Genomic DNA, 10,938 nt, shown 5'->3' with positions numbered 1-10,938 from the left:
GTCAGCCAGCTCAACATGCTCGGTTATCAAGTGTCCCTCCAATCAGCGGAAGCGGGGTGACCTGCGGGAAGGTTGGATTTTCGAATCAGACTCCTCCGCCTTGATCTCGGCGGTGTTGCGGGCGTCGTCCTCGGCGTCCATCCGGAACTCGGCGTCGCGGTCCATCTCGGCCAGCTCGGAGGCGCTGAACACGTCGTCGTTGCTGTAGTCGTCGTACTCGTCGTTCACGGGGTTCCTCTCGGTGGTGGGCCGGGCTGTCCAGCCCCACCGCACCCCCGCAGGTGTCCGGAAACCAGACACCTGGCGGAGGACGGAAGGGCAGGTCAGCGCTTCTTCTGCATGTCGCGCCACAGGTCCCGCAGGATCAGCGCGACGATCGCGGCGCAGCCGCCGAGGATGGCCAGGGCCAGCGACGCGAACGCCGCGCCCACGGAGCCGACGCACACGGCGCCCCCGATGGCCAGCCATTCCCCGGCGGTGCGGCCGGACTTGGGCTGCTGGTGCTGGCACGCCGGCTGCTGCGTGTGCTGCTGGGCGGTCGCGGTCTTCGCGAGTTCGATGGCGGCCAGGGCGAGTTGTACGGCGACGGTGTCCGTCTCGGCCGCGCGGACGGCGGCCTCCGCCTTGGCGAGCGGGTCTCTCTCGGTCACCTGGTCCACCTCCCACGGCGTGCGGGCGCGGCGGCGAGCAGGCCGGCGGCGAACGCGACGGTGACCGGCTGGACGAACGCGGCGAGGACCGCGACCGGGGCCGTGAGCGGCAGGCCGGTGGTCAGCCAGAGCACGCCGAGCAGGGCGCCGTAGATGATCGGCTTCACGGCCGGGCCTCCCCGGTGAACAGGGCCAAGGTGACCACTTCGCGGCGCAGCTCGGCCGCTTCGCGACGGCTGAGGCCGTACTCCTCACGGAGCCGGTCGATGGTCACCGGCCTGCCCGTCGAGGTGACCAGCTCCCGGTTCAGCTTCGACGCCCTTCGACGCAGCTCACCGGGGGCGAGGGTGACCACCTCGGTGACCACCTGGCGCGGCATCTCAGCCGCCGAGGCGGTCACCTTCTGCCGCAAGTCGTAGGCCTTGGTCACGTCCCAGACGGCCGTGTCCGGGGTCGGCGGCATGACCACCTTCTCGGGCTTCACGACGGGGGCGGAGCGCTCGACGGTGTTGTCCCACCAGTGCCGCAGCAGAGGCTGACCGGTGGTCACCTCGCCCGGCTCCGGCCGGGCCACGATCGGCAGCATGCGGGCACCGGACGGGACCACCTCGGGGACCGGGCGTGCCGCCCCGACGGGCGGCTCGGCAACCGTTGCCCTCTGAGCAACGGTCGCGTGGTCCTCTGCACCATGCCGGTCGTCAGTTGTGGTCATATCGCCACGACTGGCGGTCGCCTCGGCGTCCTCGGCAACCGTGGCGATATCCCCACGGTTGGCGGCCGTGCCGGTGCGTCCGGCGAGGGCTTGGTGGATCTGCCGCATGAGGGCGCCGAACGCAAGGAGCGCGGCCGTGGGCGGGACGGCGGCGACCACGTAGTCGAGGAGTTCGGCGTTCCCGCCGACCCCGGCCACGTTCAACGCGATCGAGCCGCCGGATCCGGCGACGGTCAGGCCGATCGCCCAGCCGTCGACCTTCTGCCCGAGCGCGGCGCGGAGCATGAGCAACTCGCCGGCGACGATGAACAGGTCGAGGGTGGCTGGCCACGCCCAGGCGCGGACTTGCTTGTCCTGCATGCCGTGGGCGCGGGCGACCTCGGCCAAGTGGGCGTAGGACAGCCAGAACGCGGCGGCCGTGAGGGCGATGATGACGAGTCCGGCGGCGATGGCCAGGGCTCGGGACGGGTTGCGGATCATTCGCCCACCTCGGGCTCGGAGGCGCGCACCACCAGGTGGGCGCACAGAACGGTGCCTTCGCGGTCGCGGCGCTCGTTTGCGTCGAGCAGCGCGGCCATGAGGGCGGGGACGGGCGGGAGGCGCCGGGGCGACCGGGCCACCGCCGCAAGGGCAGCGGCCTCGGTCGGACGGCGGACCGGGTAGCGGACGGTCACCGCTCCTCACCCCCGAGAACGGCGGTGAGCTGGTCGGCGAGGGTGCGGAGCCGGTCGGCGTAGGTGTCGAGGGCGGCGGCCAGGTCGTAGAGCTGGACGGGGTCGAGGGTCCGCGCGAGCGGGTAGACGGACACGCCCGGGGTGCGGCCGCCGAGGAGCGGGGTGCTGGTCTCCGCGAACGGGGACTGCACGATCTCGGCGGAGAACAGGTCGGCGCCGAGGTGCGTGCAGTCGACGGCCGGGCCGGCATGGACGAGGTCGACGCGCAGGGACTCGGGGTCGTGATGCTGGTGTCCGGCACACCAGGCCGGACAGGGGAGGGTGACGTCTCCCGCGTCGGCGGTGGGCAGGGTGATCGTGCGGGGCTCGGTCACTGCTGCTCACCCCGCTCGGCGCGGACCGCAGCAGCGAGGCCGCGCAGACGGATCCGCAGGGCCACCGCGGACCGGATCATGTCCTGGTCGTTGAAGATGTCGGCGTCGGCGGACTCGGCGAGCGTCGCGGCGGCCATGTCCAGCTCGGCGGCCACGCTCTGCGGGACCGGGATGCCGCCGTCGTAGGTGTGCAGGGGCCTGCGGCTGCTACTCACGGGCGCTCACCCCGCTTGCGGACCTCGTCGCGAGACAGCTGCTCGTCGCGGGTACGGGGGCCGGCCACCCACGGGAACGGCCGGATGCTGCCCGCGTCCTTGAACACGCGGATGGCGGCACCGTCGGGGGCGTCGGGCAGGGCGTACACCCGGGCGCCGTCGAGGCTGGCGAGGAGACGCGCGCCGTGGTGCTCGCACCCCTTCGCGCCAGCGTTGTGGCGGTCGAGGACGGTGACGGCGACCGGGCCGCCGCACGGGGTGCGGTCCTCGGGGTGCGCGGCCGGGCAGCGGGGCGCGGTGTCTCCAATTGGAGACACGACCTCGGCGGCCGGCTCGGCGTCGAGCGCCCGCAGCAGGATCCGCAACGACTCTGAGAGCGCGCCGTAGCCGCGGGCGTACTGGTCGATGTCGAAGCCGGCGGGGTCGCCGTAAGCGGCGAGCATCTTCTGCGCCGTGCGGATCGCGGCCTCCAGTTCGGAGTTCTGGGCGGCGAGCGCGGAGATGCTCGAGCAGGTCTTGTTCATCGACGCGCCCCCTTGCGGAGGACGCCGGTGACACCGGCCTCGGTGATACGGACGTCGATGCGGCGGCTGATGACCCCGGCGGCGATCAGGCGGCGGCCGGGGACGGCCCGCACGGGGCGGGCCGTCTCGGTGGACTCGGTCACGCGGCACCGCCGGACAGGTCCGCGAGCTGCCTGCCGATGCGGCGGACGTCGGCCCGGACGGTGGCCGGGTCCCCGCCCTTCTTCAGGCCGTCGACGAGGATGTCGAGGACGTACCGGTAGCCGGGGTCCACGTCGGCGCGGGCGTGCTCGATCACGGTGTACGCCCACACCCGGTCGGTGACCTCGGGCAGCATGACCGCAGCCACGTCGGGGGCGGTACCCATGGTCTGGAACACCTCGGGCATGACCTCTGGGAGGGCGTCGGCGATGTCGTCGAGGGTGGCGGCCGGGTCGGCGTGCTTGAGTGCCTCGGCGTGCACCTGGCTGGCGACGTAGACGGCGGCGGCGAGGGCGGTGATGCGCTGCTCGTCGGTGACGCCCGGGCGCGGCTTCTTGGTGAGGGTGATCACGCGGCCACCCCCGCCAGGATCTCGGTGTCGGCCACGACGGTGACGCGCTCGACCTTGAGGCTCGGGGCGACCCTGCGCATCGGAACGTCGCCGAGGCCGAGCCGCTCATACGTCGCGCGGATGGCGACCAGGTCGGGGGTCTCGCGGCTGGACTCGACGCGGCGGATGAGCCACTGGCCGTAGCGGCCGGCGGGCAGGCGGTCGAGGAGCTTGCGGGCCTTGCGCTTCGCCCTGTCGGCGGCGCGGGCCGCGTCGGCGGCGTCGTCGTAGTCGGCGGCGGCGGCCTCGATGGCGGTGCTTTCGGGCATCTCGTCGATGCCGTAGACGTCGGCCGGGTCGGCGGCGAGGGTCTCGCCGGCCTGCTCGGCGGTGGGTGCGATCGAGCGGATGGCATCGGCCGCGGACTCGACCAGCGAGCCAATCAGGCCACGCACCGTGCGGGCGGTACGAGGGGACGTGAGAAGGTGAAGCATCGGTTCTCCCTGTTGACGCAGGTGGTTCCGTAGGCCCTCGTTCGGTGCGCTAACACCGGCGGGGGCCGCTTGCGTTGTCGGCTGGTCTCCCTTGCCGACAACCCCACCCTGGGGAACATCGTGTTCCCTGTCAAAGGGTTTGGACCTAGTCATTCTTGCCTATTCTGAGTAACGTCATGTTCCATGATGACGGATGGAACACTATGTGCCATGGACAAGCGATCACTGACGCAGCTGACGGAGCGATTCCGCGACTCCGAGAAGCGGACCGAGATCCTGCGGCAAGAGCTCGCGGTGGCGATCAGGCAGGCGGCTGCCGACAACGTGCCGCAGAAGGACATCTGTGAGGCGACCGGCTACACGCGCCAGCAGATCCGCCGCATCGTGTTGGCCGGCGACCCGGGAGATGAACACGCGACGGGCGGAGAGTGAGAGCCCGCTACGTCTCACAGATGTCTCACGGACTCCGCGCGGGGATTCCGCGCGGAGCGCCTGTGACCTGGGCTCTCATCAGCTGGACGGACAGGACGGACCGCCATGGACGCCGGGTAAACTCCGTACACGTGACTTCTGCGCCCGCCAAGCCCCGCATCCCGAACGTCCTCGCCGGACGCTACGCCTCCGCCGAGCTCGCCACGCTCTGGTCGCCCGAGCAGAAGGTGAAGCTGGAGCGTCAGCTCTGGCTCGCCGTGCTGCGGGCCCAGAAGGACCTCGGGATCGAGGTGCCGGACGCGGCGATCCCCGACTACGAGCGGGTCCTGGACACCGTCGACCTGGCCTCCATCGCCGAGCGCGAGAAGGTCACCCGGCACGACGTGAAGGCGCGGATCGAGGAGTTCAACGATCTCGCCGGGCACGAGCAGGTGCACAAGGGCATGACGTCCCGCGACCTCACGGAGAACGTCGAGCAGCTCCAGATCCGTCTCTCGCTGGAGCTGATCCGCGACCGCACGGTGGCCGTGCTGGCCCGGCTGGGCAAGCTGGCCGGCGAGTACGGCGAGCTGGTCATGGCCGGCCGCTCGCACAACGTGGCCGCGCAGGCCACCACCCTCGGCAAGCGCTTCGCGACGGCCGCCGACGAACTGCTCGTGGCGTACGGCCGGGTCGAGGAGCTGCTCGGCCGCTACCCGCTGCGCGGGATCAAGGGCCCGGTCGGGACGGCGCAGGACATGCTGGACCTGCTGGGCGGCGACGCGGGCAAGCTCGCCGAGCTGGAGGACCGGATCGCCGGTCACCTGGGCTTCTCGCAGGCCTTCACCTCGGTGGGCCAGGTCTACCCGCGCTCGCTGGACTACGAGGTCGTGACCGCGCTGGTCCAGCTCGCCGCCGCGCCGTCCTCGCTCGCGAAGACGATCCGGCTGATGGCGGGCCACGAGCTGGTGACCGAGGGCTTCAAGCCCGGCCAGGTCGGCTCCTCGGCGATGCCGCACAAGATGAACACCCGCTCCTGCGAGCGCGTCAACGGCCTGATGGTCATCCTGCGCGGTTACGCGTCGATGACCGGGGAGCTGGCGGGCGACCAGTGGAACGAGGGCGACGTGTCCTGCTCGGTGGTGCGCCGGGTGGCCCTGCCGGACGCGTTCTTCGCGCTGGACGGTCTGCTGGAGACGTTCCTGACGGTGCTCGACGAGTTCGGCGCCTTCCCGGCGGTCGTGGCCCGGGAGCTGGACCGCTACCTGCCGTTCCTCGCCACCACCAAGGTGCTGATGGGCGCGGTGCGCGCGGGCGTGGGCCGTGAGCTCGCGCACGAGGCGATCAAGGAGAACGCCGTCGCCTCCGCCCTCGCGATGCGCGAGCGGGGCGCCGAGCGCAACGAGCTGCTGGACAAGCTGGCCGCCGACGAGCGCCTGCCGCTCGACCGCGCCGAGCTGGACGCCCTGATGGCCGACAAGCTGTCCTTCACCGGCGCGGCGGCCGCGCAGGTGGCCGTGGTCGTCGGCCGGATCGAGGAGATCGTCAAGCAGCGTCCGGAGGCGGCCGGTTACACCCCCGGGGCGATCCTCTGACACCCCCGCCCCGCTTCACCCCGGCGGAGCTGGAGGCCGCCCGCGACCGTCTCGTACCGGATGTCGTCGCGGGCGGTCTGCGCGTGCTCTTCTGCGGGATCAACCCGGGGCTGATGACCGCCGCGACCGGCCACCACTTCGCCCGTCCGGGCAACCGCTTCTGGCCGGTGCTGCATCTGTCCGGGTTCACGCCGAGACTGCTGAAGCCCGCGGAGCAGGCCGAGCTGTTGGCGTACGGCCTCGGGATCACGAACGTGGTGGCGCGGGCGACCGCGCGGGCCGACGAGCTGGGCGCCGAGGAGTACCGCGAGGGCGGGCGGCTGCTGACGGAGAAGGTGACCCGGCTGGCGCCCCGCTGGCTGGCGGTGGTCGGGGTGACCGCCTACCGGGCGGCCTTCGAGGACCGTAAGGCCTCGGTGGGGCCGCAGGAGCGGCTGATCGGGCGGACGCGGGTGTGGGTGCTGCCGAATCCCAGCGGACTCAACGCCCACTGGACGGCGGCGACGATGGCGGAGGAGTTCGCCCGGCTGCGGGTGGCGGCAGAGGACTGAGCGGCGCCGGCTGGGCGGCGCGGGGCTTGGGGCGGCGCAGCGATTGGTGGCGTGTGGTGGGGTGGCGCGGGGCTCGGCGGTGCAGGGGGCGGCGGCGCGTGGTTGACGGCGGCGGGCTCGGCGGCCGGGACGTGTGCTGCCGTCAGGGCGGGTCGGTCTCGGTGACGACGAGGAGGAGTTCTATCTCGTCGTCCGGGTCGAGGTCGGCCACGCCCAGGGCGATCCAGCGGCCCTGTCCGGCGGGCTGCCAGAGGTACACGTCCGCGACGCGCAGGCTCAGTTCGGCCCAGGGCTCGGGTATCTCCTCGGCCGCGGTGCGCAGTCGTACCGTCTGCAGGCCGATGTGCTCCGGCGCTCCCCATCTGCGCGTCAGTTCCCCGGCCAGGTCCTCCCTCTCCTCGTGGAACCGCGCCGCCTCCGCGACCCGCACCGCTGCGTCCGCCGCCCTGAGACCATGGCTGGTCGCTAAGGCGGCGGTGCGGTCGCCGGGACCGGCGAGCAATCTCTCGATGTCCATGGGTCCAGTAAACCGGCCGCCACTGACAATTGGTGGCCCGTCAGTCCCGCACTCCGTTCAGGCGTCCCGGCGCCGCAGCCGCCAGGCCCCCGCCCCGACCGCGGCGGCCGCCCACAGGGCCGTCACCGCGAGCCCCGTCCAGGGCCCGAGGCTGCCGTCCCAGCGGGTGTGGAGCGCCACCTGGCCGGCCCGGTCGGGCAGGAAGTCGGCGGCATTGCCGGACAGGTCACCGACGACGAAGGACACGACGAGGAGGAACGGGATCAGGATGCCCAGCGCCCCCGTTCCGCTGCGCAGGACGGTGGTCAGTCCGGCGGCCAGCAGGGCCATCAGCGTCAGGTAGAGGGCGCAGCCGGTCACGGCGCGCAGGCCGTCGGTCGGGCCGGGGGTCTCCGCCCGGTCGCCCAGCGTCGCGCTGCCCACCGCCAGGGTCGTCAGTCCCGTGAGCAGACCGACGGCCAGGACCGGCAGGGCGATCGCCGTCAGTTTGGCGGCGAACCAGCGGCCCCGCCGCGGTACGGCGGCCAGCGACACCCGCAGGGCACCGCCCTGGAACTCGGCGGACACGGCCGTCGCGCCGAAGGCGACCGCAGCGATCTGGCCGAAGCTCACCCCGAAGAAGACGGAGAAGAGGGGGTCGGAGGCGGGGCCGTCGGTGTCGGCGCCGGCCAGCGCCGAGAAGGCCACCGTGGCGAGCAGGACCGCGCCCAGGGCACCGGTCTGCGACCGCAGCGTACGGATCTTGATCCACTCGGAGCGGAGCACGGGCGTGAAGTCCGCGAGGGTCATGGTCGGGCCTCCTGGTGCCGACGGGTCCGCGGGGCCGCGAACTCCGCTTCGGCGGCGGTGAGATCGAGGTAGGCCTGCTCCAGCGTGCCTTCCTCCGTGGTCAGTTCGAGCAGGGGGACTCCGGCCGCGGAGAGCGGTGGGCCGATGTCGTCCACGCGCGCGTGGGCCACGGTCCAGTGCCCCTCGGGGTGTTCGACGGCCTCGTGGCCGTGCCGGGCGAGTGCGGCCCGCAGGGCGGCGGGGTCCGTCGTACGGATGCGGACGCGGGGGTGCACGCGTGCGTCGATGAAGTCCCGCATCGGGGTGTCGGCCAGCAGACGGCCCCGGCCGAGGACGACGAGGTGGTCGGCGAAGGACGCGGTCTCGTTCATGAGGTGGCTGGAGACCAGCACCGTGCGGCCCTCGGCGGCCAGTCCGCGCAGCAGTCCGCGGATCCAGACGATGCCCTCGGGGTCGAGGCCGTTGGACGGCTCGTCGAGCAGGACCACGTCGGGGTCGCCGAGCAGGGCGGCGGCGATGCCCAGGCGCTGGCGCATGCCGAGGGAGTACGTCCGCACCCGTCGGCGGGCGGCGGGGGCGAGGCCGGTCTCCGCGAGGACCTCGTCCACCCGGCGGGCGGGGACGCGGTTGCTCGCCGCGAGCGCGAGGAGGTGGTCGCGGCCGGTGCGGGCGCCGTGCGCGGCCTGGGCGTCGAGCAGGGCGCCGACCCGGCGCAGGGGGTGCGGGAGGCCGACGTAGGGCCGGCCGCCGACGGTGGCGGTGCCGGAGGTCGCCCGGTCGAGACCGAGGACGAGGCGCAGGGTGGTGGACTTGCCGGCGCCGTTGGGGCCGAGGAAGCCCGTGACCCGGCCGGGCAGGACCCGGAAGGTGAGCCGGTCGACGGCGCGCCGGGTGCCGTACTCCTTGGTGAGGTCGTGGACGTCGATGCTGGTCATGACCACGACTCTGGCCGCCGGCCGGGGTGCGGGGCCTCCCCCGGACGGGGAGAGCGTCTCCCCCGCTCGGGGGAGGTCCGTTGTCGGTGGGGGCTGGCAGGCTTGTCCGCATGGGCCGCTCGCTGCGCCCGCTGCTGCGGGGGACGACGTACACACGACTGCTGCACCTGTGGGTGCCGATGCTGGTCGTGAGCCTCTGGATGTTCATCGACCCGCACCGGCCGTGGGTGCCCGCGCTGTTGCTCGTCCCGGTCGGGCTGATCCCGGGGGTGCGCCGGGGCGAGGGGGTGCAGGCCCGGCTGCTGCTGCTGCCCGGCGAGGCCGGCTCCGGCTTCTCGGTCGCCCCCGCCGCGACCTGGCGCGACCGGCTGCGCACGGTGGTGTGGCTCGAAGTGCGCCTGCTGCTGGGCGCGGTGACGACGTTCGCGTGTGTCTGGCTGCCCGTCCTCTGCTACGAACTGATCCGCGCCGCCCTCGGCCACCCGGACGACTCGATACCGCTCGTGCGGGACGCCCCCGGCCACTGGGCCTGGGCGCTGCTCGCCCCCCTGCCCCTGTGCGCGCTGTACGGCGCGGTGGTCGGCCTCGGCCGGGTGGTCACCGCGGCCGCCCGGGCCCTCCTCGGTCCCTCCGCCGCCGAGCGGCTCGCCGCCCTGGAGGAGCGGACCGAGCAGCTGCTGGAGCGCACCCGTATCGCGCGGGAACTGCACGACTCCCTCGGGCACGCCCTGACGGTGGCGGTGGTGCAGGCGGGCGCGGCGCGGGCGGCCGGCGACCCGGAGTTCACCGACCGGGCGCTGGCGGCGATCGAGGACACGGGGCGGTCGGCGCTCGAGGATCTGGAGCGGGTGCTCGGGGTGCTGCGCGAGTCGGAGCGTCCGGTGAGCGGCAGACCCACGCTCGCCGAGGCCGGCCGGCTCCTGGAGTCCGCGCGGGTGTCCGGCGCGAAGGTCGACGCCGAGCTGAGCGGCCCGCTGGACACCGTGCCGGGGCCGGTGTCCCGGGAGGGCTACCGGATCCTCCAGGAGGCGCTGACCAATGTGCTGCGGCACGCGGGAGCCGTCCCGGTGCGGGTGCGGGTGGGCGTCGTGGGGGACACCGTGCGGCTGGAGGTGCGCAACCCGCTGCCGGCCGGCATGGCGGGCCCCGGGCGGGGCAGCGGGCTGCGCGGGATCCGTGAGCGCGCGGCCCTGCTCGGGGGACACGCCTCGACCGGGCCGGACGCGGGCGACTGGGAGGTGCGCGCGGAGCTGCCGCTGCGCTGATCTACGCTGGCCGGATGCCGGTGACCGTACTCCTCGTGGACGACGAACCCCTGGTCCGTGCGGGTCTGCGGGCCGTGCTGGAGGCGCAGAGGGACATCGAGGTGGTGGGCGAGGCGGCGGACGGGGCCGCGGTGATCCCGCTGGTGCGGCGGCTGCGGCCCGACGTGGTCGCCATGGACGTCCGGATGCCGCTGATGGACGGCATCGAGGCCACCCGGGCGGTGCTGCGGACGGTGGACGGGCCGCCGAGGATCCTGGTCGTGACGACCTTCGAGAACGACGAGTACGTGTACGAGGCGCTGCGGGCGGGCGCGGACGGGTTCCTGCTGAAGCGGGCCAGGCCCGCCGAGATCGTGCACGCGGTGCGGCTGGTCGCGGAGGGCGAGTCGCTGCTGTTCCCGGCGTCGGTACGGCGGCTGGCCGCCGAGTACGGCGCGGCGGGCGGCAACCGCGCGGCCCGGGACACCCTGGAGCGGGCCCGGCTGACCGAGCGGGAGGCCGAGGTGCTGCGGCTGATGACGCGCGGGCTGTCCAACGCGGAGATCGCCGGGCAGCTGGTCGTGGGCACGGAGACGGTGAAGTCGCATGTGAGCGCGGTGCTGGCGAAGCTGGGGGCGCGGGACCGCGTCCAGGCGGTGATCACGGCGTACGAGTCGGGCTTCGTGACGCCCGGTTGAGACGGTGCGTGACGGCATCGGTA

Annotated in this window: 18 protein-coding genes and 1 pseudogene; 5 read left to right on the top strand and 14 right to left on the bottom strand. The window is 73.3% G+C overall.

Features of this window, described 5'->3' with window-relative positions:
• Positions 1-42: 42 nt before the first annotated feature.
• The 11 genes and pseudogenes from ABZ490_RS25960 to ABZ490_RS25910 all read right to left on the bottom strand — a co-directional run bounded on the left by ABZ490_RS25960 (position 43) and on the right by ABZ490_RS25910 (position 4,136).
• Positions 43-228 (bottom strand): hypothetical protein, encoded by a 186-nt coding sequence (locus ABZ490_RS25960; RefSeq protein WP_358994359.1) that lies wholly within the window; start codon positions 226-228, stop codon positions 43-45.
• 95 nt (positions 229-323) lie between these two features.
• Positions 324-650, bottom strand: coding sequence for a hypothetical protein (locus tag ABZ490_RS25955; protein WP_358994357.1), 327 nt, complete (start codon positions 648-650; stop codon positions 324-326).
• A complete protein-coding gene (locus tag ABZ490_RS25950) occupies positions 647-817 on the bottom strand; it encodes a hypothetical protein (protein WP_358994354.1) in 171 nt (56 codons plus the stop codon). The genes ABZ490_RS25955 and ABZ490_RS25950 overlap by 4 nt, the downstream gene beginning before the upstream one ends.
• 422 nt (positions 818-1,239) lie before the next feature.
• Positions 1,240-1,842 (bottom strand): annotated as a pseudogene (locus ABZ490_RS25945) (DUF2637 domain-containing protein); the annotation flags it as partial.
• Complete coding sequence (locus ABZ490_RS25940) at positions 1,839-2,036, bottom strand: hypothetical protein (protein ID WP_358994351.1); 198 nt, start codon at positions 2,034-2,036, stop codon at positions 1,839-1,841. The pseudogene ABZ490_RS25945 and the gene ABZ490_RS25940, both read right to left, overlap by 4 nt.
• Positions 2,033-2,410 (bottom strand): hypothetical protein, encoded by a 378-nt coding sequence (locus ABZ490_RS25935; RefSeq protein ID WP_358994348.1) that lies wholly within the window; start codon positions 2,408-2,410, stop codon positions 2,033-2,035. The genes ABZ490_RS25940 and ABZ490_RS25935 overlap by 4 nt, the downstream gene beginning before the upstream one ends.
• Positions 2,407-2,625 carry a hypothetical protein gene (locus ABZ490_RS25930; protein WP_358994346.1) on the bottom strand — a complete coding sequence of 73 codons (219 nt, stop codon included), beginning with the start codon at positions 2,623-2,625 and terminating at the stop codon, positions 2,407-2,409. Before ABZ490_RS25930 ends, ABZ490_RS25935 begins: the two co-directional genes overlap by 4 nt.
• Positions 2,622-3,149: a hypothetical protein gene (locus tag ABZ490_RS25925; RefSeq protein WP_358994343.1), complete on the bottom strand. Its 528-nt coding sequence runs from the start codon at positions 3,147-3,149 to the stop codon at positions 2,622-2,624. Before ABZ490_RS25925 ends, ABZ490_RS25930 begins: the two co-directional genes overlap by 4 nt.
• Positions 3,146-3,292 carry a hypothetical protein gene (locus tag ABZ490_RS25920; RefSeq protein ID WP_358994340.1) on the bottom strand — a complete coding sequence of 49 codons (147 nt, stop codon included), beginning with the start codon at positions 3,290-3,292 and terminating at the stop codon, positions 3,146-3,148. Before ABZ490_RS25920 ends, ABZ490_RS25925 begins: the two co-directional genes overlap by 4 nt.
• The gene (locus ABZ490_RS25915) at positions 3,289-3,702 is read right to left on the bottom strand and encodes a hypothetical protein (protein WP_358994338.1); all 414 of its coding nucleotides are present in this window, start codon (positions 3,700-3,702) and stop codon (positions 3,289-3,291) included. Before ABZ490_RS25915 ends, ABZ490_RS25920 begins: the two co-directional genes overlap by 4 nt.
• Positions 3,699-4,136 (bottom strand): hypothetical protein, encoded by a 438-nt coding sequence (locus tag ABZ490_RS25910; protein WP_358994335.1) that lies wholly within the window; start codon positions 4,134-4,136, stop codon positions 3,699-3,701. Before ABZ490_RS25910 ends, ABZ490_RS25915 begins: the two co-directional genes overlap by 4 nt.
• A gap of 249 nt (positions 4,137-4,385) precedes the next feature.
• On the opposite strand from ABZ490_RS25910, the gene ABZ490_RS25905 reads away from it, so the two are divergent.
• The 3 genes from ABZ490_RS25905 to mug all read left to right on the top strand — a co-directional run bounded on the left by ABZ490_RS25905 (position 4,386) and on the right by mug (position 6,732).
• Complete coding sequence (locus tag ABZ490_RS25905) at positions 4,386-4,607, top strand: hypothetical protein (RefSeq protein ID WP_358994332.1); 222 nt, start codon at positions 4,386-4,388, stop codon at positions 4,605-4,607.
• 131 nt (positions 4,608-4,738) lie between these two features.
• Positions 4,739-6,181, top strand: coding sequence for an adenylosuccinate lyase (gene purB, locus ABZ490_RS25900; protein WP_358994329.1), 1,443 nt, complete (start codon positions 4,739-4,741; stop codon positions 6,179-6,181).
• The gene (gene mug / locus ABZ490_RS25895; RefSeq protein WP_358994381.1) at positions 6,178-6,732 is read left to right on the top strand and encodes a G/U mismatch-specific DNA glycosylase; all 555 of its coding nucleotides are present in this window, start codon (positions 6,178-6,180) and stop codon (positions 6,730-6,732) included. The genes purB and mug overlap by 4 nt, the downstream gene beginning before the upstream one ends.
• Before the next feature lie 142 nt (positions 6,733-6,874).
• Here the strand turns inward: mug and ABZ490_RS25890 are convergent, their stop codons facing one another.
• The 3 genes from ABZ490_RS25890 to ABZ490_RS25880 are packed head-to-tail and all read right to left on the bottom strand — an operon-like array spanning position 6,875 to position 8,973.
• On the bottom strand, positions 6,875-7,249 hold the full coding sequence (locus ABZ490_RS25890) for a hypothetical protein (protein WP_358994326.1): 375 nt from the start codon (positions 7,247-7,249) through the stop codon (positions 6,875-6,877).
• Positions 7,250-7,306: 57 nt separating this feature from the next.
• The gene (locus ABZ490_RS25885) at positions 7,307-8,038 is read right to left on the bottom strand and encodes an ABC transporter permease (protein ID WP_358994323.1); all 732 of its coding nucleotides are present in this window, start codon (positions 8,036-8,038) and stop codon (positions 7,307-7,309) included.
• Positions 8,035-8,973 carry an ATP-binding cassette domain-containing protein gene (locus tag ABZ490_RS25880; RefSeq protein ID WP_358994321.1) on the bottom strand — a complete coding sequence of 313 codons (939 nt, stop codon included), beginning with the start codon at positions 8,971-8,973 and terminating at the stop codon, positions 8,035-8,037. The genes ABZ490_RS25885 and ABZ490_RS25880 overlap by 4 nt, the downstream gene beginning before the upstream one ends.
• Before the next feature lie 110 nt (positions 8,974-9,083).
• Between ABZ490_RS25880 and ABZ490_RS25875 the strand changes: the two genes are divergently transcribed.
• Both ABZ490_RS25875 and ABZ490_RS25870 read left to right on the top strand, forming a co-directional pair.
• A complete protein-coding gene (locus ABZ490_RS25875; protein WP_358994318.1) occupies positions 9,084-10,238 on the top strand; it encodes a histidine kinase in 1,155 nt (384 codons plus the stop codon).
• A gap of 14 nt (positions 10,239-10,252) precedes the next feature.
• On the top strand, positions 10,253-10,915 hold the full coding sequence (locus ABZ490_RS25870; RefSeq protein WP_358994315.1) for a response regulator transcription factor: 663 nt from the start codon (positions 10,253-10,255) through the stop codon (positions 10,913-10,915).
• The last annotated feature ends 23 nt before the right edge of the window (positions 10,916-10,938 follow it).

Origin of the sequence: Streptomyces sp. NPDC005811 (assembly GCF_040630405.1) — a bacterium.
GTDB lineage: Bacteria > Actinomycetota > Actinomycetes > Streptomycetales > Streptomycetaceae > Streptomyces.
This window is presented reverse-complemented; position numbering and strand designations above follow the sequence as displayed.